This window comes from Brevibacillus nigriterrae (genome assembly GCF_049846925.1).
GTDB lineage: Bacteria > Bacillota > Bacilli > Brevibacillales > Brevibacillaceae > Brevibacillus_H.
This window is the reverse complement of the sequence record NZ_JBNCMT010000007.1, coordinates 102,098-120,623: the sequence shown is the minus strand read 5'-3', so window position 1 is coordinate 120,623 and position 18,526 is coordinate 102,098. Positions and strand designations below refer to the sequence as shown.

Below are 18,526 nucleotides of genomic sequence, written 5' to 3'. Positions count from 1 at the left end.
CTCCTTCCACTGACAAAATATCTGCACTCAGCCATTAGTTATTTTGAGATGGATACTTGTTGTTCTCTACATAGATATCCAGTTCTCTAACATGCAATGCCAGTTTCTTCACATCTCCGTCAGCTTCTGCCGTTTCCTTGAAGCCTTCGATGCCATCACCAATGCGGTTAATTCCGGCTACTACCGCAAGCTCTGCCACTTTGTTGAAGTCATTGTTTACTATCTGAATCTGTGACTTCTTATCATCGGCTGCCACTACTGCACGAGAAACCTGTTCGAATACGTTATCTCCAATGACTACGCCAATAATCTGCTGATCCAGAACAATGGCATCGCTAGCACCCTTGAACGTAGAGTTTCTCACCGTGAGTCCTTCTAGAGATTCTGCTTCGGCAGTCTGTATGGCTGCATCGAAGCTGCCTTCAAAGGTACAATTCACGATGTTCACATGAGAACCAACCGTAATTCCTGCACCGCTTCCCTTAATCGTGAATCCATCCAGCGTAGCATTCTCCAATTTTGAACCATCTGCTTGAATAATTACTTTACCTTCTTTGCCTTTTTCCGCTTTCCACGTTACATGCTTCGGAAGGTTCGCCAAACTAGACAAGTCGTACGTTCCCTCTGCCAGAATAAATGTAGTTTCTTCTGCTGATTCTTCCACTACCTTATAGAATGAATCACCTTTAGATCCTGCAAAATCTGCTGGTGTCAATGTAATCACTGGACCTTTTTGGGCAAAGTACTCGCCATTCTCAATTTGTGTAGCAAGGAAGCCGAAATCAACCTCTGCTGATTTTTGCTGCACTTCATTCCCCGCACTTTCAGGCAAATAGACGGTGAAATGCAGATTGCTGTTTCCTCCCTTATCCACATTGGGAACGACTACATTCGCCTCTGATAGTTGATTGATACGGCCAGCATACAGAAGCTCTCCAGCATCTCCGTCAACCCGAATCTCTGCCATTAACTGATTATAGACAACATCCTCACCAGCTTTTTTGCTTGCCTGGATTGCATATTTTACGGGAACATCACTTTCGTTTGATACAGTCAATTCTTTTTCGAAGCGAACCCCTGGCAAGAAGGGCTGCCCGTCTGCAGCCTGGAAGCTAGCAGAGTTTTGACCTAACCCAATTTCCAGTTTTCCGGCAGCAAACGCAGTTGATTCATTTTTGCTGCTTGTAAAATAGGCGTAGGTTCCAAAACTGGAGCTGGCCGCTACGGATGAAACAACGGCTACTCCAAAAACGATTTTCTTCCAGGGCCAATTTTTCATTTTCTCGGGGATATGATTCATGTTCATATTGTTTCCTCCTTGATAGGACTTGATTGGATTGAAGTGCGACCTCGGTCTCGATACAAAAGCAGTAAAAAAATGATGACAATCGCTGCATAACCGTATGGGTGTTGCATTGCATTCTGTATTGTGGAGGCAAAAGGTATGGTGATTACCACTTTTCCAACCAAACTCGCTGGCGGAGTCCATCCTCCGTCTACTTCCTGATTGGCATCTCCTCTTGTTTGGAGAAATCCATTATCCAAGCGCTGGACGACTCGATGAGTGATCAATGATGTTTTGGATTGATCTTGCCAGTAGGTGACGATATCTCCAACGGCCGGAACAGATCCCCTATAATCTGATACGATTACCATATCCCCTGTTTCAATCGTCGGAGACATGCTCCCCGTCAATACGGAGAGTACTCTCCATTTACCAATCCCAGGCATTCGATCCGGGTTGAACTTGGGGGTAATCCAAAAAAACAGATTAATTACGATGAATAAACCCAGCAAGCATACGCCTACTCTTTTCGCATAAACTTTGCCCAACACGTACCACCCCCATATGGGTATTGTACCGAGGTGCGTCAAATCAATCTTCCATCATGAGAAGGACTGTTTACGCCTGTGAGAGTGAACTTTTTCAACCTGTAGGTGCACAGCCCCTCATCCTATCAGGTGTTTGCGGGTCATACTGAAGTAGGAGGCGAATGATAAAAATAGAAGAACGCCACCGTACTCGGATCGGAAGCGTTCTCCTATTTAGCCGTACAATCTCTGTTCAAAAAGGAGGACAAACAGAGCCTCGAAGTTCAAGGCGCGGAAGACCCGAGCAGCGGAGCGTAGGTGAGTCTACGTGAGCAGCGGAGGGGCAACGCAACGCAGAAATTCGACAGCTATGTTTCCCGGACTATTTGAACTTCCTCTTTCAGGCCGAATCTTCTTTTAAATCCTTGACTACATACACATTCTGACTGTCGGAAAGATCGGCAGGCTTTGCTTTCAGATGGCTAATATCCCGATTACAGTAGGGACAAATCCATTTACCACATCCATCACTTCCGTAAGAAAATCGTCTACAACGGTCGCATCTCTTTTGATACATCGCAATTCCCTCCGTCAGTCCCCTTTCCCTAATGGTAACAAAAGGAAAAAGAGTTAGGTATCCGAAGTCGGAGGGAGCTTTCCTCCATCTTGAGGTTGAAACTTATCCAACCAAATGCGTGACTTTTGATTCATCCTTCTGCTCCTCCGATATGGCAAGTGAACTTTGTAAAACATCCACAAGATGCTGTTGAAACCCTTGGCCAGCCATGGATTGTATTTCTTTGAAAGCTTCCTCCGGTGTCAGTGCCTCCCGGTAAGCCCGAGCAGTAGTCATGGCAAGATAGCTTTCCACAATGCCTAGTATCTGGGCTAACAAAGGGATTGCCTCACCCTTTAACTGAAATGGATAACCCGTACCATCAAAACGTTCATGATGGAAGTTGATCGCATCGATCACACGTTTATACGAGGCATAATCACCAAAAAGATCTCTCGCGATAAAACAATGCTCTTGCACAATTTCGTATTCGTAGCTGGTTAATTTGCCTTGCTTCTCAAATACATAATCCGGCCACTTGATCCGACTGACGTAATGCGCAAGCGAGATTAGCTGCAATTCCCAATCTGCTACGGATTCCTCTGGATATTTCTGGACAACCCGCTTCATCAAGGCGTAAGTTTCCTCTATCTCCTTGGCACTTGTCTGCGACTTTCTTTCCACAATCGGTATCAGGGAGTGGAGCATTCGAAACGCATTCTTTTTATTGTTTTCTTCGCCCTCTCTACTCAGCGATTCCTTGATTTGAATCAAATGGGTCAAGATAATCCAGCCAACCATGTAACTTCCTAACGCAAAAGATCCCCAGGCAAAGACTAGTTGTTCAAAATTGCTGCTATGCTCCATGTAGTATTGATCCAGGAAAAGGAACATGGCATAAAACACATACGAAATGGTGCTCCAAAGCAAATATAGTTTTTTATCTAGAAAAAAGCTGATGATGACAGGATAAAGCAAAAACAATACCCACATCTCAGAGAATTCGATTGGATTGTAAAAACACAAAAAGACAATCAGCAAGAGACAAATAAACGCCGTACCATGAGTAGAAAAGGTACGACTAAACAGGTGAGTGCGATGGAGGAAAAAAAATGTCCAATTGATCAACGTACTGATAGCCAAGCCGATCATAAATTTATAGGAAACATTCATTATCCCTAAGATTCCACTTGTCGTAAGCAGTACAAGATGAATACTGACGAGAACAGATAACCAGAAGATAAACCGATCGGCCAATCTTCTGGACGGGTCAATTTGTTGTTCCATGAAAATCCCCTTCCCCAATTACGATACCTGAACATACCCCATCTTCAGAGCGTACAGGACCGCTTGTGAACGATTCGGCTGACCGGTCTTCCGCAAAATGCTACTGACATGTGTTTTGACGGTAGCTTCTGAAATAAACAGTTTTTGAGCGATCTCCTGATTACTCAAATTCTGTACAATGAGCTGGAAGATTTCTTGTTCTCTCTCGGTCAGTACCAGATGATCGGCCTCTTCCTTTTTCGTTCTCTTGAGTTTTGGTTGGAAACACGAGTAACCCATCATGACCATTTCCATCGTATTGACAATTTGCTCTGGTAACGTGTCTTTCATAATGTAGCCGTCGATACCAGAATCAAGCGCACGGAATATATCTTCACTTTCATCAAACGCTGTCAAAATCATTACTTTTACTTCTGGCAATTGCTCTTTCAGTTTTTTACAACTGTCAATCACTGATACTCCAGGCATCTTCAAGTCGGATACAATCAAATCAGGGCGTGAACTGAGTGCTTTTTGGACCAGTTCATCTCCATTCGAAGCCTCTTCAACCACTTCAAAACGATCAGAACTCTCCAGAATCATGCGGAGTCCCTCTCTAACAATTCGGTGATCATCTGCTAATAGTAAACGAACACTAGGCATACTTCTTTCCTCCCTCTCTGGGAATAATCGCGATAATTTCAGATCCCTGATTCGGATATGAGCGGATCGACAGAATTCCACCGAAACGTTCCATACGCTCTTTCATTCCTACTACTCCATAGCTTTCTTTTTTTCTATCTATGACTTCTGGGGAAAAGCCAACCCCGTTATCTTTAATCCGTATGGTCCGTTGAACAGAAGTTACCTCCAGGCTGACATCGAGCTCAGTAGCCCTGGCATGTTTCAATACGTTATACACAGCCTCCTCTGTGAAACGATAAATCGTCTCTTCGATTTCCAGGCTTTCCTGTGTGACATGCCCTTTGGTAGAGAAATTCACTTGAATCCTCGTGTTCTTGGTTACACGGTGAATCAACTGCTCAATGGCATCAAAAATATGTCCTTCCTCTCGGTCATTCCGCAGATGATGGATATATCCCCTCACTTCCAAGTGACAATCTTTTACTTGTGCTTCCATCTTTTCAATGGCAGAAGCCGTTTTCTCTGGAAGAGTAGAAGGTAAATTCTGTTTGATATGAAAAATCTGTGCTGATAAAAAGAAAAGTTGCTGGGCAAGACCATCATGCATATCCTGAGCCATTTTTTTGCGAACCTCTTGATGCATGGCACTTTCCATCTCTTGCCTCATATGTATATGCCGCTCCTGATTCAGAATAGAAATGCCGATTATGTGAAGAATCAAAAAAGCGACACTCCAGATCAATTTTTTTGATTCAAGGGGAATGATAATTGCCCCCATAATGCGATTTTTCCGAATCAGCGGAAAGTAAAAAATTTGTTGCTGCTGACCCAGATAGTCCATAATCGTAGAAACACATGGCTTTCTATTTTGAATGACACCACTTTCTACAAGCGAAAAGGTGTAATACGATCGAATCCAATCGGTATTACTCTCTCGATGGTGCAGCCAGCAGACATATACCTGTTTCGTCAGCAAGATCCGTTTGATTGCCTTTTCTGTCAGCTCGTTAATTTCTGACAGGCGCTTGGTTCCGGGCAGTCTTCTTTGAAAGGAAAGCAGGTACAGCAACTGTCTGTACATTTTTTTCCCTTGTGTCAAGAAGTACTGAGTCATAAAAAATGCACCGAACAGCATGGTCATATGAAGAACTAGTTGGACTTGGTTGTTAGAAAATTCTGGAAGCAAGATGCGATGAGGATAGATGTACGGAATAAAAAAAACAGAAGCGAGGATGGTAAATATGACTGTAAAAAGTAAGTACCCTCCCAAATAAGTGCCCAACCATACGAGCGTTGTATACGTGTATAGCAGGAATGGGCTATCCCATTGTCCCGTCTCCACGACGAGGAGAATATCAAAACCGATCTCAAAAAGAATGAGCAAGATCCAGAGCACACGCGGGATGCGATAAAAAAATAAAAACGTGTACAGTACGTTAAGTCCTATAAGAAAGACAAGCAGGGAGTATTCGTCTGGGACTGCCCGAACAAAAAAGAGAAAAGTAGTCAGAAAAAGAACCCAGCGAAGAATAATTAAATGAAAACGTAATGCTTTCACAATCAAGAACATAATTGCCTTCCTAACTTTTCAAGTTTTTGTAAATTCAGTGACATTTTTAATACTACGATAGCCGTATACGCATGACAATAGCTGTATATTGTCGAATTCTAAGCGCAATCACTGGTTGCTGGTACTCTATTTTATGACAAATTAGCTTGATTAGTATCTCCATTCGATATACAAATGGATATTTTATACATGTTTATATTCGAATAACATTGAATTTTTAATTCGAAAAATATAGACTTAATAATGTCATATCCTAATCTGGGGAGGCTGGTTTTCATGAACATCCTGGACATTACTCACGGTCGATCTACATACCATATTCAATTGACTCATTCCTTGCTATTCGAAAGTGCATTGGGCATTGCTGCCATTACTTATCCTGATATTCATCCTACTTTGGGTAAAACAACGCTGTACTGGGAAGAGATTCTGGCAGGTTTGTCCGAAGAGTTGCGGTCCGAACTAGATACGTGTCAACGTCACAACACGTGGAAGACCTTGTTACAGTTTTTGCATCAGGGCAATTTTGCAGACATCCATTCCTTTGTCACATACATTCAATCTCTTTCCGAACAACAGCTCCGATATTACGCACTTCCTTACATTGGCACAGCCTTCCAAGAAATTCGACAAAAAGCTTCAGAAGGAGATTCAGAAGCAATCGGAGTAATGACCGAGCATTGTCGAGATCACAAATTTTTTGCTGATTATATTCCATACGTCTCTCAAGTGGATGCTAATTTGCTACGTACCCATTTAATCAATCTGATCAGCGGATGGTACAACGAGTTCCTTTCCGCACAGGAAGCAATCATTCATGGGATGCTAAAACGAGACCTTGATCAAAAACAACGGATGCTGAACAGCCTGTCCCCAGAGGAATTCGTCACCTGGGCAACGGGTGGTTTCGTCTATCTTCCAGAGCCAACTGTCACCAGAGTTTTACTCATCCCCCATTATATTTACCGCCCCTGGACAATCCAGGCGGAAATGGAAGGAACCAAGATCCTTTACTATCCCATCTCGGATGAAAGCCTTGATGTACATCAAGATCCTTACCACCCTCCGCTCACTCTGGTCCAACGCTACAAAGCCTTGGGAGACGAGACCCGATTGCGGCTGATCAAACTGCTATACGAAAAAGATCGTACGCTGAATGAACTAACTGATCTCGTAGACAGTGCCAAGTCTACGATCCATCATCATCTCACCATGCTGAAATCTGCCTATATAGTAGAAGGAAAAGGAAACAGTTACAGGCTGAATCGCTCTTCTCTTTCCCTCATGGGCCATGAGCTGACTCACTTCCTCGATCAAGAGAACGTACTATGAGCGGCATTCGCAAAGATACCATCCTGCAAAACCCCGGGTTTATCTGGTTATGGTCGGGTGAGACGGTTTCTACGATTAGCTCCAGTGTCGGAACGATGGCAATCACTTGGCTCATCTACGATCTTACCCAGTCTGAAGCAGCAATGAGTGGCATCTGGCTCTCTTATCTCCTGCCTTCCTTATTCGTCCAGATCGTGGCTGGACCTTATCTTGATCGGTGGGATCGCAAAAAAATTCTGGTCTTCTCCCAGATGTCACGAGCCTTGCTGTTTTTGGTTCTTCTGTTATTAACGATCACCTCTCAGGTTACAGCGTGGGAGCTGTACCTCGCATCCTGCATCAATGGCATGATTCAGCCTTTGTACATGCCCTCCAGCCTGGCTGCCCTTCCGATGATTGTGTCAAAGGAACAGCTTCCACAAGCTAATGCCTATATGGATGGCACGTCTCGCTTGATGATGTTTTTGGGGCCACCCGTTGGAGGTTTGCTTGTTGCCTCCGGCGGCATTCTTACTGCATTGGTGGCAGTCGTCAGTACGTATACGATCAGTTCCTTGCTGCTTACCCGGCTTCCCTTGGCAGATAGCAGGGATCAAGTGTCAAAAGAAAGCTGGTGGAGTCAATTCATCCTAGGCTATCGGTATTTTTTCGGGCAGCGAGAGCTTTTCTGGCTCGGAGTTTTTATTGCATCCATTCAATTCGGTGTTGGTGTGACGATGGCGATTCATTTGCCCTATATTGTCTCAGTGTTAGGCGGAGATTCCTTCAGTTACGGACTGTTTATCGCTGGTTATCCGTTTGGATACTTTATTGGTACCCTGCTGTTCAGCCGGTTTCGCAAGACAAACCGTACCAGCAGGCTGATGTTGGGTTCCTTTCTGTTCGGAGGAACGACTTTTGTAGCACTCGGCCTTGTTCAACATTTATGGCTGGCAATCTTGATTGAAATCGTAGCTGGACTTGCAGCACCCTTTTTCCATGTCCATAGTACAAGCCTGTTTCAAATAACTGTACCGAAACACCTGCTGGGACGAATTCTCTCTGTTCGGCTGTTTATCATTCGTTGCACAATGCCACTTGGGGTTGTTGTTGGAGGGGTATTCGCAGAAATATGGGGCATTCGCCCGCTTTTTGCCCTCATTGGAGGGATTATCTGTCTGTTGGGAATATTGGGGCTGACATTGCCGTTTTTTCGGTTTTTGCGTGAACAATGAAAAGTCAATTAATCGGCAAGAATTTCTTTACCCAAATGGAATTATTTGTTTATAATGAATATTACTTATTTTCTAGATAAAGGAGGACTCTATGTCCCAGCAAAAATTAAATTCACTCGTGGAAACAATTAACCAAGTGATTGTTGGCAAAGATGAGCAAGTAAAACTGCTTGTCACTGCATTGCTTGCCAAAGGACATGTTCTTCTAGAAGACCTGCCAGGAATGGGTAAAACTGTGCTTGCCAAGACACTTGCCAAAACAATCGGTGGCAGCTTCAACCGCCTTCAGTTTACTTCGGATTTGCTTCCATCTGATGTTGTCGGTATGCATTATTTTAACCCGAAGAATGGAGAATTCGAATTGCGCCGTGGGCCTGTTTTTGCTGATGTGCTTCTCGCCGATGAGATCAATCGTGCTACCCCACGCACCCAGTCCGGACTGCTTGAATGTATGGAAGAACGTCAGGCAACCATCGAAGGGATCACTTTGCCGTTGTCTCCTACTTTCTTCGTAATGGCTACACAAAATCCAATTGAATCAGAAGGAACCTATCCACTGCCAGAGGCGCAACTGGACCGCTTCCTGTTCAAAATCTCAATGGGCTACGGAAATCGGGAAGATTCGAGAGAAATCTTGCGCCGCTTCCGGGTGGAGGAGACAGTAGCTCCAGTTGAGTCCGTACTCTCTGTCGAAGAAATTGCCGCTTTGCAAAAAGAAGTGCAAGGAATCCATGTAAGCACTGCGATTGAAGATTACATACTTGATTTAACAGAAGCATCGCGTCAGCATAAGTCCATCGAAATCGGGATCAGCCCAAGAGCCATGTTGGCTTTGGTACGAGCTTCACAGGCATATGCGTATGTAGAAGGACGCAACTTTGTACTTCCTGACGATGTCAAAAAGGTTGTACCTGCGCTGTTCACTCACCGAATTGTCCTTACGATGGAAGCAGAGCTTCATGTCACCGAGAGCGAAATCGTACAAGAAATTCTCCAGTCCGTGCCGACTCCGGTGGAAGAAGGAGCTCGTTAGATGAACACGCACCAATCATTGCAATTGATTGGAACCCTTTTCCTCTTTTTTGCATTGTTATCTGGAAGCTGGTTTCTATGGTTTTTCGGTGGATTTTTCTTCTTCCTCATGGGACTGAATCGCTGGTGGAACCGCAACATCCATCGTCTCGTAAAAGTTTCCCTGCACACAGATTCAACCAGAGTAATGCCACACACTGCATTGCCCTTGCAAATCACAGTTCGTAATCACTCCTGGCTTCCTCTTCCACTTTCTTCACTTCAGCTTGTTTTGCCGGAGCATGTACTAGTTGTGGATGCTGACGAGCTCACCGTTGTTAATAAACGTCACATGGTAAAACTGTGGATGAACATTCCGAGGAAATCTCAGGTGGAGAGAACCATCACGATTACCCCTACGAAAAGGGGGATGGTCTGGATGACGGAAGTACAGACGGAGTGCTCTGGACCTTTTGCCATGTTTGTCTCACAATTTGAGATGCCTGTTACTTTTTCTCTGCTGGTGTATCCCGAAGTAGTACCCGTTCCTCTTTTAACAATGGGAACTACACAGCCAATCGGCAGCAAGCTGTCCAAACAGCGATTGCAAACAGATCCTACCTTTATGCGTGGAATCAGACCGTATGCGGCAGGTGATCGCATCAAGCACATCGATTGGAAGACAAGCGCCAAAACTCTCTCTCTGCAAACCAGACAATTCGAATACACTGCGCACGCTGAATGGAAAGTGGTCGGGCATATTCTTCCCAGCTTTGAAGCTCGTCTCCAAAACTACAATGATGAGCTCAACGAACGCACCATCTCGCTCATCGCTTCGGTGGCAACCCAATGCAGGCGCAACAACATTTCCTATGAGCTGTTGTTAAGCGTGCGGGTTCGTGGACACGAATTTTATCGTTATCCCAAAGGAAGCGGCAAGCAGCACCATGTCCAAATCATGTCACACCTTTCCCGACTGCATCATTTTGTACCAACCACACCCCTATCCATCTTGCGTCGTTTGGAATCAAGTACATCTCGTGAGACGATCCTGCTCATTACTCCCCGTCTTGATGAAAAATTGCAGCAGGCTGTGGGCAGGCTGGTACGCATTGGTCATGAAGTGATCATTCTTGACTCTTCGCAGGAAACTGTATCCTATCAAATGGCACGTGCCGTTTCGGTTATAGGGGGGATCAGCTCATGAAGAGTAAGTCATTGACACAGCTTCGTTCAATGATGATACTGTCACTGGAGGTTTTCCTGGCTGTTGCAATCCTTGCCCTGTTTGGTTATCTGCCGATATCCGTCCCGTATTTGCTGGGGGCTCCCTTAGCAGGAATTTTCCTCACAACACTTGGTTGCTGGTTATATCAAGGCGGAAATGGCAGCATGGTGTATTATGTCATGCTATATCCCCTGATCGGTATCGTTTTCTTTGTCAGCTATCAAATCGTAGGACTCTTCCTCGCCGCATTGCTTGCAGCAGCGTATTATTGGCGGATTCATCTGGCTGTATCCAATCAATTCGGCGATCAGAACTACATGAATCGCTATACTTACTCTACCCTGACGTTGATTGCTGCCTTAGTCTACTACATATTCATCAGTGTAGAAGTCACACCAATCTTTTGGTTGTTGGCAGTCTCAACGGTTTGGTACCTTCTCATCCGGTGGGGGGAGCACGTGACCAGAAGCAAGTTCGGGCAGGAACAATTCTCCGCCGAGGTGTTCCGACAATTTTTCATTCAGGTTGCTTCCAGTCAAATTTTGTTTGTATCCGGTTATCTCATCTCGTTTGGATTTGTTTTATTCCTTCTTTGGGGCATGTGGCAAGTCATCAAGGGACCGTTAACAACTGCCTTCATCTATGTGATGGGACCTATTTTAACCTCCATCATTGCATGGCTTTCAAGTCTGATCAACGACAATAAAAAAATAAAAGTGATCGTAGACAGGTATCTGGGCCCTCCAGCCAATCGACCCGAAGATGAAGGCACAGTCCATCAAGGTCCATCACTGATCGATCAACTGGAGCCGTATCTCATCGGAATCACTATTGCTCTTGTCATTTTAATCGTAGGGTACTCAATATGGAAACAGCGTTATCGCAAAACTGGCGAACAAGAGCAGGTTCTCCTGTCGAAGAATAAGGTTCGCTCGCTTGATCCAACCCCTTCAACCAGTCCCTCCATTCGCGAGCAGCTTCAATCCTGGCTTCAACGCTGGAGAACACCTCAGGATGACATCGTCCGGGTGAAATACAACGAATTCTTGCACTACATGGCTTCCCATGGGATAAGCATTCGTCAGGATGAGACCCCGACCGAGTTCTTGGGAAGAATTCGTTTGGTATTAGCTGACCAGGATAAATTGGGGCTTGCCAACAGAATTACTGCCTATTATGAGCGTCATCGCTATGATGCGAAGAATTTGTCTGCGGATGAAATCAAGCAATTTGCGGCAACGGTGGAGCAGATTCGTCGGTAAGAAACCTCACCCGACACAAGATAAAACAGGCACCCTCCTGGGCATCCACACATATTGATGTGGTGTGTAAAGGAGGGTTATTTCTTGTACAAAACAGACTTTGCGTCCGTTGCCTTGTTTGAGCATCGTTTTTGGTTGCAGATTCTCGGCGATCATAGCCGTTTTATCTTATTGAGCCTCTCACCTACAGAAGCAGATGAGATCAAGCAGGCCGAGCAATTTAAGATTGTCTTTGACCAGTTATTGGAGCAAGCTCGTCAGGACCTGGAGGAACCTGGAATTGCCCTGTTAACCACACAGGCTGTTCATTACGCTGCTGGTCTCCGCAAATTCAAGCTTCATTTATTACAGCAACTGCTTCTTGGCAAAATCGATATAAACTTGCCCCCTACTTTTATTAACCATATGGTGAACGAGGTGGAAGAGTATCAGCGTGTGCTCGGATTTTTAGTGGTTGGTGCAATTCCAGAAGAGTGTCATCCACTTCATTATCATCTTGTCTGGCTGCCGGATGCTTCCGGACATGCAGGTTCCATTGCTGATAAATTGGATCAGGTGGAGAGACGTTGGAAAAAGAAAAGCCGTGAATTCAGCAAACAATTTGACGACTTCTACTTAAAAGCCGTAGAGCTGGCGGGATATCTCCGAACAACTCTTTCTGATTTTCCTGCTCTCACCCAGTTCACCAAAGAGGTGGAGCTGGAATTGCACCTGTTCACCGAATTCCTGAATGAGATAGAAAACCTGGAGCTGGATGAACGCATGTTGGGGACGTTGTCTCCCTTGATGCCTGACCATATGGCACGTGAAGAATGTTATTACCTGTATAAGCTTGCGCAATCCACTCACCGTCCTCTTCCTGCCTGTGACCCGGCGAAACCACGTGTGGAGTGATAGAATTACCAATCCTCAAAACCTTGTAAATACGAAAAGCCATCGTTTTCACACGATGGCTTCTTATCATTTCCGGGAAAGGATTAACCTTCCCTTATTCCGGCATTTTCCCTGTATAGATGGAACCTGGGCGAATAATTCGATTGTTGCTGGACTGCTCCATCACATGAGCACACCATCCGACAGCCCGACTTACAGCAAAGGTTGGTGTAAACAGTTCATCTGACAAGCCAATCGCTCTCATCACTGCAGCCGCAAAAAATTCAACATTGGTATTCAGCTTGCGACCCGGTTTGTACTCTTCCAAGAGCTTCAATGCTACTTGTTCGACATGATTGGCCAGATCAAACCATGGGTCCTCTTTTGACAGGTCTGATGCCACTACCCGTAATGCAGTAGCTCGTGGATCAGTTGTCTTGTAAATGCGGTGGCCGAATCCCATGATGCGCTTTCCATTTTCCAAAGCATCACGCAACCAAGGCTCTGCATTCTCTTTCGTTCCGATCTCTTCAATCATTTGGGTGACTTCTGACGGAGCGCCTCCATGGAGTGGCCCTTTTAACGTACCCACCGCTGCTGTTAGCGCCGAGTACAAATCAGACTGGGTAGATGTGACGACACGGGCAGCAAATGTGGAAGCATTCATGCCGTGTTCCTGTGTAAGAATCAGGTATGCATCAAGCGCACGGACATGTCCAGCATTTGGCTCATCCCCTGTCAACATATATAAGTAGTTTGCCGTGTGATCGAGATCAGCACGAGGCGCTAACGGCTCTCTTCCATCTAGGCGTGCTTGCCTGTGGGCGATAATCGTTGGGAATTTGGCAGTTACCGCTATCACTTGCTCCAACGATGGCGGCCAGCTTGCCTCACCTCGTCCCAAAAGGGAAACCCCTGTACGAAGGACACTCATCATATCAACATCAGATGGAATTCCATCAATGGCCGTTTTCACATAGTCAGGCAATTCCCGGTTTGTAACGAAAGACGCTTTGAGCGAAGCAAGCTCTTGCTCATTTGGCAAATGCCCGTACCATAAAAGGTGCGCCACTTCTTCAAACGTATGTGAAATCGCTAAATCACGAGCCCAATAGTTTCGGTATACCAGATGACCATTCAGTCCATCAACCAGACTCAAATCCGTTTGAGCAACCACAATACCGTCCAAGCCAATTGCAACAACAGCTTCTTTCATCTCCACCCGACCCCTTTATCTTTAGTTTACATATTGTAATTTTTTTGCCACACTTACTATTCTGATATCTTGAGTATACCAATCAAGCATCGAAAGCAGAAATAGAATAATCGCCGTGTTTTGATTACAAAACGTAATCAATTATACAAGAGGAAGTGGTGGATGCAGCTCGGACAAGATCTCTGCCATTCGTTTAGCCGACTCGCTAGGAGCAATTTTCGGTAATACAAGATAAGATGCGGCAATCGGCAAAATTAGACCAGGTGTTGCAATCTCGATGAAGCGATTTTCAAACAGTTCACGACTGACAGATGAGCGTGGCAGAAATGAAACCCCTAGCCCTTCTTCGATGAATTTCTTGGTGATGTCTACTTCAGAAACAACCATGGTACGAATGGATAAACCTCGTTGACGCAATGACAACAACAATTCATCCCAATAGCCGGGGTGGTTGTAGGTCAGAAGCCGTTTGGACTGCAGTTCCTCCTCCCAATCAGGTATTGGCCCCTCCATATCACCGCCATTAAGCGGAACTGCCAAAACGACCGGGTCCTCTGTAATCAAATACGTGTCCAACTGGAATTCTCCGGGGATCAAGCGGGACAAGCCAATATCCGCCTTACCGTTTTGAACCATCGGGCCAATATCCTCCGACTCCGCAATGCGAATTGAAACGTCTACCTCTGGGTATTTCCTTGTGAACCGATGAATGAGGTGAGGTAACGATGTTCGGGCAATGATGGGAGAAACCGCCAACTGAAGACACTCGTGATACCCTTGACGCCAGGCTTGCAAATCTTCCATGCCCTTTTGCCATTCCTCGATCAACGCTTTGGCTTGCGGCAAGTACCTTCTCCCCGCAGGCGTGAGCTTTACGCGCTTGCCGACCCTTTCAAACAGCTTGATTCCCAATTCTTTTTCTAATGTGCGAATATGCTGTGTTACTGTTGGCTGAGCAATAAACAACATTTCTGCTGTCTGATGAAAATTCTCCACTGTGGCTGCCACAATAAATGTTTGCAAAAATTTTAGGTCGATTGATCTCACCCCACTGCGTTATACAAAATAAGACCCTCCGCTTTTCTGAGGAGAGTCCTTTACTTACTACCTATCATACATGGAATTCCTATAGTTTCTCAATCACTGCATCGATCAAACCGTACTCTTTGGCTTCGAAAGCCGACAAGAAGTAATCTCGATCCGAATCCCTTTCCACCTTCTCCAGTGGTTGGCCTGACCGCTCGGCAATAATCCCGTTTAACAAGGCCCGGTACTTCAGGATTTGCTCTGCCTGAATTTTGATATCGGATGCCTGCCCTCTGCTTCCTCCATGCGGCTGGTGAATCATGACCTCCGAGTTGGGCAGCGCATACCGCTTGCCTTTGGCTCCGGCAACAAGAAGCATTGCTCCCATCGAAGCTGCCATCCCGATGCAGATCGTCGAAACATCCGGCTTGATAAATTGCATCGTATCCATAATCGCCAGGCCAGCAGTCACTGATCCTCCTGGAGAATTGATATACAGGTGAATGTCTTTATCAGGGTCCTCTGACGCCAAAAAGAGCAACTGAGCGACAGCCAAATTGGCGACATGATCATCGATTGCTGAACCGATAAAAATAATCCGATCTTTTAACAATCGGGAATAAATATCGTAGGATCTCTCTCCACGACTCGTCTGTTCTACCACGACTGGCACGAAATTCATTGTTATCCCCCCAAAAATTGTGCTTAATTAAGCAGCTAGACCCATCGGTGTGAGGGCTCTGTTCACAGGACGCTTGAATGGAACGGTGTGATTCCGATACGTCGGTTCATATGTCGGATCCAGCTTATGTCGCAAATCACGAAGGTTGCGATAAATTTTGGTTTTGACTGTTCCAATGGGGAGTTGTGTCACTTGAGAAATCTCATCGAGTGTATAGCCCATATAGAACTTTAGAAAAATCAACTTGCGATCGGTTGGAGAAAGCTGATTCAGCTCATCCTCCAAATCGAGTATGTCGTCGGTCTGAGGCTCATCTTCCACTTCTACCTCGGCAACATCCTGGAAAAGCGGCAGGACTTTTGCTTTTCGCCTCATCATTTTGCATTGGTTAATGACAATTCGCATGAACCATGTTTGCAAATACTCCGGTTCTTTCAGCGTATCAACATGCTTTAACGCCTTTTCGAATGCGTCACAGACGGCATCAAGACTATCTTGTTCATGGTGTAAATAGGAATAGGCAATACGGTAGGCACGTTCCCTTAGCGAAAGCAATTCTTCGGTGATTTGATCCCGCATACAGCCATTCTCCTCCTTTCAACAATTAGATGCATTACGGAGGCAAATAGTTTTTTGGAACTTATTTTTTGGGGGGGAATTTTAGTTTATCGTATTGACGACAAAAAAAATAGAGCGCCGATGCGCCCGCTTCCACCTTTACATAACTGATTCTATGGCACGGATAATATCCTGTTTTGTCCTTAACCCAACCAGTGTCATGATTTCATAGCCATCTTTAAAAATTTTCATTGTCGGTACACTCATAATTCCATAACGCCTGACGGATTTATCATTTTTGTCTACATTTATTTTGGCAATGGCGGCACTTCCGTAAAGCTCCCGATCGACTTCATCCAAAACGGGGCCTAACATTCTGCAAGGTCCACACCACGGTGCGTAAAAGTCAACCAGAACAATCCGCTGTGCCATAATCATCGCTTGAATATCCTGATCGGTCACATGAATGACGCTCATCTCTATCCCTCCCACCTCTTCTTTATTAACATATCGCTCAAAGAGAAAATGGTTATAGGCAAATACCTAATATATAGTAGAAAAAGGCACCGACGGAAAACATCGGCGCCCTTTATTCAGGAAAATAGATTTCAATTCGTGATTGATCGTTCGTAAGAGAAAAATAGTTTTTAAAATCTGGCAACACGTGAAAGGCAGGATACACCTCCCGATCGATGGCATATCGACACTGATCTCCCCGGAAAAACTGTACACTGCTTTCTGTTACCACGATATAGTCAAAGGGGAAGCCCTCTCGATTGGCTAAAGCTTCGTCCTCATAAAAATTGAGAACCACTTGTCGCTGTTTGTATTTCTGTATGGCTTCAACAGTCATCATCGCATCTCCGTCCAATCATATAGCCTGAACAATCTGTCGATAGAGCTGCTCCACATCTTCTTTCACAGATACGTTGGTCTTTTTCATCCAACCCAAGAATTGCTCTGTCAATTCCGGATCAAACTGGGTGCCCTGTCCTTGAGCAATTTCTTCATATGCTTCATCCCAGTTTAGTGAGCGCCGATACGGTCGGATTCCGGTCATCGCCTCCAACGAATCGGCTAATGCCAACACTCTGGCAAAGGTAGGAATTTCTTCACCCTGCAAGCCATCAGGATACCCACGACCATCCCATCGTTCGTGGTGATGTTTTGCCATCAAGATTTCATCCGTAAAGACGTACTTCTTCAATATCGCTTCTCCATAGACGGGGTGTTTTTGTATCGTCCGGAATTCCTGTTCGGTTAACCGTTCTTTTTTATTCAGGATCCCCTCTTCAATCTTTAGCTTGCCAATATCATGCAATAACCCGCCCACATGAATGGTCTTCCTTTCGCTTTCTGAAAAGCCCAGCTCATGAACAAATGACAGCGCAATTTCACTGACACGATATGAGTGTATAAACGTTACGCTATCCTTTAGCATGAGCCGTTTCATCAGGAAGCAAAGCTCCATATTTTTAATGGCCGATTTCACAATCCCAACCTCCAATAAGGCACCGATCAGTAAAGTGTATTCTTTGTTCACTATATCGTAAAAACAAGGAAGTATTGGGTGATTCGTATCACAAAACGATCCTGCCCGTTTAGTTGTCAGTGCTTTATTGAAGCTCTTCGAGATACTCTTCAAACACTTCTGGCTTGACGAGACCGATTACCTTTTGACGGATAATCCCATTTTTGTCAATGAAATACGTTGTGGGAATGGAGACTACCTCGTATCGGGTCGAAACTTCGCCTGTTTCATCCATTAAAATGGGAAATGGTAAGCCGTATTTTTTTACAAACTCTGCTGCCTGTTCTGGTTGGTCATTGGCTGTAATATTCACTGCGTAAAAATCAATTTGATCTTTATACTTTTCGTAAAGCCTCACTAAATCAGGTGCCTCCTGCTTGCATGGTCCGCACCAGGAAGCCCAAAAGTTAAGCAGTAACGGCTTTTCCCGTTTCCCCTCAACTTTATATGCAGCTTGTTGATCCATCCCTTTCAGTGTAAATTCGGGCGCTGTGAAGCCAACTTTGGGCAGCTGGTCTGCCGACCCTTTTGATTGCACATTGTTATATATAGCGAGTCCTGCCAAGATAATAATAACTAAAAACGTCATCAACCGTTTCAACTGTTGAACCCTCCTAACCAAACATTATGACTTGTATGTAGGCCTATCATAACATGTACTGCCATGAGTTTCCTATATACCATCCTGTTACGGTTTTGCACATGAAAACGAAAAAGTCAGCCCTGTAGAAGGCTAACTTCTCC

The 18,526-nt window shown here is 45.0% G+C and carries 20 protein-coding genes; 6 read left to right on the top strand and 14 right to left on the bottom strand.

Annotation, left to right across the window (positions count from 1 at the left end):
- Window positions 1–34: 34 nt before the first annotated feature.
- From ACPW7N_RS07375 to ACPW7N_RS07350, 6 genes are all read right to left on the bottom strand, one after another.
- On the bottom strand, window positions 35–1,306 hold the full coding sequence (locus ACPW7N_RS07375; RefSeq protein ID WP_425650395.1) for a TasA family protein: 1,272 nt from the start codon (window positions 1,304–1,306) through the stop codon (window positions 35–37).
- Window positions 1,303–1,836 (bottom strand): signal peptidase I, encoded by a 534-nt coding sequence (locus ACPW7N_RS07370; RefSeq protein WP_425650394.1) that lies wholly within the window; start codon window positions 1,834–1,836, stop codon window positions 1,303–1,305. The genes ACPW7N_RS07375 and ACPW7N_RS07370 overlap by 4 nt, the downstream gene beginning before the upstream one ends.
- Window positions 1,837–2,212: 376 nt before the next feature.
- Entirely contained in the window at window positions 2,213–2,389 is a 177-nt protein-coding gene (locus ACPW7N_RS07365) for a hypothetical protein (RefSeq protein WP_425650393.1), read from the bottom strand.
- A 102-nt stretch (window positions 2,390–2,491) separates the two neighbouring features.
- Window positions 2,492–3,655, bottom strand: coding sequence for an HD-GYP domain-containing protein (locus ACPW7N_RS07360; RefSeq protein WP_425650392.1), 1,164 nt, complete (start codon window positions 3,653–3,655; stop codon window positions 2,492–2,494).
- An 18-nt stretch (window positions 3,656–3,673) separates the two neighbouring features.
- Window positions 3,674–4,297, bottom strand: coding sequence for a response regulator (locus tag ACPW7N_RS07355; protein ID WP_425650391.1), 624 nt, complete (start codon window positions 4,295–4,297; stop codon window positions 3,674–3,676).
- Window positions 4,290–5,849, bottom strand: coding sequence for a sensor histidine kinase (locus ACPW7N_RS07350; RefSeq protein WP_425650390.1), 1,560 nt, complete (start codon window positions 5,847–5,849; stop codon window positions 4,290–4,292). Before ACPW7N_RS07350 ends, ACPW7N_RS07355 begins: the two co-directional genes overlap by 8 nt.
- 276 nt (window positions 5,850–6,125) lie before the next feature.
- Between ACPW7N_RS07350 and ACPW7N_RS07345 the strand changes: the two genes are divergently transcribed.
- The 6 genes from ACPW7N_RS07345 (at window position 6,126) to ACPW7N_RS07320 (ending at window position 12,790) form a co-directional block, all read left to right on the top strand.
- Window positions 6,126–7,181, top strand: a complete 1,056-nt coding sequence (locus ACPW7N_RS07345) for an ArsR/SmtB family transcription factor (protein ID WP_425650389.1) — start codon at window positions 6,126–6,128, stop codon at window positions 7,179–7,181.
- The gene (locus tag ACPW7N_RS07340) at window positions 7,178–8,395 is read left to right on the top strand and encodes an MFS transporter (RefSeq protein ID WP_425650388.1); all 1,218 of its coding nucleotides are present in this window, start codon (window positions 7,178–7,180) and stop codon (window positions 8,393–8,395) included. Before ACPW7N_RS07345 ends, ACPW7N_RS07340 begins: the two co-directional genes overlap by 4 nt.
- 91 nt (window positions 8,396–8,486) lie before the next feature.
- Window positions 8,487–9,428 carry an AAA family ATPase gene (locus ACPW7N_RS07335; RefSeq protein ID WP_425650387.1) on the top strand — a complete coding sequence of 314 codons (942 nt, stop codon included), beginning with the start codon at window positions 8,487–8,489 and terminating at the stop codon, window positions 9,426–9,428.
- Window positions 9,429–10,613, top strand: a complete 1,185-nt coding sequence (locus ACPW7N_RS07330; RefSeq protein WP_425650386.1) for a DUF58 domain-containing protein — start codon at window positions 9,429–9,431, stop codon at window positions 10,611–10,613.
- Complete coding sequence (locus ACPW7N_RS07325) at window positions 10,610–11,896, top strand: DUF4129 domain-containing protein (protein ID WP_425650385.1); 1,287 nt, start codon at window positions 10,610–10,612, stop codon at window positions 11,894–11,896. Before ACPW7N_RS07330 ends, ACPW7N_RS07325 begins: the two co-directional genes overlap by 4 nt.
- A gap of 57 nt (window positions 11,897–11,953) precedes the next feature.
- Window positions 11,954–12,790: a DUF2935 domain-containing protein gene (locus ACPW7N_RS07320; protein WP_425650384.1), complete on the top strand. Its 837-nt coding sequence runs from the start codon at window positions 11,954–11,956 to the stop codon at window positions 12,788–12,790.
- Window positions 12,791–12,884: 94 nt separating this feature from the next.
- Here ACPW7N_RS07320 and ACPW7N_RS07315 read toward each other — a convergent pair whose 3' ends face one another.
- The 8 genes from ACPW7N_RS07315 to ACPW7N_RS07280 form a co-directional block, all read right to left on the bottom strand.
- Window positions 12,885–13,985: a citrate synthase gene (locus tag ACPW7N_RS07315; protein WP_425650383.1), complete on the bottom strand. Its 1,101-nt coding sequence runs from the start codon at window positions 13,983–13,985 to the stop codon at window positions 12,885–12,887.
- A gap of 141 nt (window positions 13,986–14,126) precedes the next feature.
- The gene (locus ACPW7N_RS07310; protein WP_425650445.1) at window positions 14,127–15,023 is read right to left on the bottom strand and encodes a LysR family transcriptional regulator; all 897 of its coding nucleotides are present in this window, start codon (window positions 15,021–15,023) and stop codon (window positions 14,127–14,129) included.
- Window positions 15,024–15,111: 88 nt separating this feature from the next.
- Complete coding sequence (gene clpP / locus ACPW7N_RS07305) at window positions 15,112–15,693, bottom strand: ATP-dependent Clp endopeptidase proteolytic subunit ClpP (protein WP_425650382.1); 582 nt, start codon at window positions 15,691–15,693, stop codon at window positions 15,112–15,114.
- Window positions 15,694–15,720: 27 nt separating this feature from the next.
- Window positions 15,721–16,272 carry an RNA polymerase sigma factor gene (locus ACPW7N_RS07300; protein WP_425650381.1) on the bottom strand — a complete coding sequence of 184 codons (552 nt, stop codon included), beginning with the start codon at window positions 16,270–16,272 and terminating at the stop codon, window positions 15,721–15,723.
- 138 nt (window positions 16,273–16,410) lie between these two features.
- The gene (gene trxA, locus ACPW7N_RS07295) at window positions 16,411–16,728 is read right to left on the bottom strand and encodes a thioredoxin (protein ID WP_425650380.1); all 318 of its coding nucleotides are present in this window, start codon (window positions 16,726–16,728) and stop codon (window positions 16,411–16,413) included.
- 112 nt (window positions 16,729–16,840) lie between these two features.
- Complete coding sequence (locus ACPW7N_RS07290) at window positions 16,841–17,107, bottom strand: hypothetical protein (RefSeq protein ID WP_425650379.1); 267 nt, start codon at window positions 17,105–17,107, stop codon at window positions 16,841–16,843.
- 15 nt (window positions 17,108–17,122) lie between these two features.
- Complete coding sequence (locus tag ACPW7N_RS07285) at window positions 17,123–17,743, bottom strand: HD-GYP domain-containing protein (RefSeq protein WP_425650378.1); 621 nt, start codon at window positions 17,741–17,743, stop codon at window positions 17,123–17,125.
- 124 nt (window positions 17,744–17,867) lie between these two features.
- Complete coding sequence (locus ACPW7N_RS07280; RefSeq protein ID WP_425650377.1) at window positions 17,868–18,383, bottom strand: TlpA family protein disulfide reductase; 516 nt, start codon at window positions 18,381–18,383, stop codon at window positions 17,868–17,870.
- Window positions 18,384–18,526 lie beyond the last annotated feature (143 nt).

Bases quoted from the DNA above. Each gene is read 5' to 3' on its own strand.
- ACPW7N_RS07375 (WP_425650395.1), bottom strand. From the start codon at position 1,306: ATGAACATGAATCATATCCCCGAGAAAATGAAAAATTGGCCCTGGAAG.
- ACPW7N_RS07365 (WP_425650393.1), bottom strand. From the start codon at position 2,389: ATGTATCAAAAGAGATGCGACCGTTGTAGACGATTTTCTTACGGAAGT.
- ACPW7N_RS07360 (WP_425650392.1), bottom strand. From the start codon at position 3,655: ATGGAACAACAAATTGACCCGTCCAGAAGATTGGCCGATCGGTTTATC.
- ACPW7N_RS07355 (WP_425650391.1), bottom strand. From the start codon at position 4,297: ATGCCTAGTGTTCGTTTACTATTAGCAGATGATCACCGAATTGTTAGA.
- ACPW7N_RS07350 (WP_425650390.1), bottom strand. From the start codon at position 5,849: ATGTTCTTGATTGTGAAAGCATTACGTTTTCATTTAATTATTCTTCGC.
- ACPW7N_RS07345 (WP_425650389.1), top strand. From the start codon at position 6,126: ATGAACATCCTGGACATTACTCACGGTCGATCTACATACCATATTCAA.
- ACPW7N_RS07340 (WP_425650388.1), top strand. From the start codon at position 7,178: ATGAGCGGCATTCGCAAAGATACCATCCTGCAAAACCCCGGGTTTATC.
- ACPW7N_RS07335 (WP_425650387.1), top strand. From the start codon at position 8,487: ATGTCCCAGCAAAAATTAAATTCACTCGTGGAAACAATTAACCAAGTG.
- ACPW7N_RS07330 (WP_425650386.1), top strand. From the start codon at position 9,429: ATGAACACGCACCAATCATTGCAATTGATTGGAACCCTTTTCCTCTTT.
- ACPW7N_RS07325 (WP_425650385.1), top strand. From the start codon at position 10,610: ATGAAGAGTAAGTCATTGACACAGCTTCGTTCAATGATGATACTGTCA.
- ACPW7N_RS07320 (WP_425650384.1), top strand. From the start codon at position 11,954: ATGTGGTGTGTAAAGGAGGGTTATTTCTTGTACAAAACAGACTTTGCG.
- ACPW7N_RS07315 (WP_425650383.1), bottom strand. From the start codon at position 13,985: ATGAAAGAAGCTGTTGTTGCAATTGGCTTGGACGGTATTGTGGTTGCT.
- clpP (WP_425650382.1), bottom strand. From the start codon at position 15,693: ATGAATTTCGTGCCAGTCGTGGTAGAACAGACGAGTCGTGGAGAGAGA.
- ACPW7N_RS07300 (WP_425650381.1), bottom strand. From the start codon at position 16,272: ATGCGGGATCAAATCACCGAAGAATTGCTTTCGCTAAGGGAACGTGCC.
- trxA (WP_425650380.1), bottom strand. From the start codon at position 16,728: ATGAGCGTCATTCATGTGACCGATCAGGATATTCAAGCGATGATTATG.
- ACPW7N_RS07290 (WP_425650379.1), bottom strand. From the start codon at position 17,107: ATGATGACTGTTGAAGCCATACAGAAATACAAACAGCGACAAGTGGTT.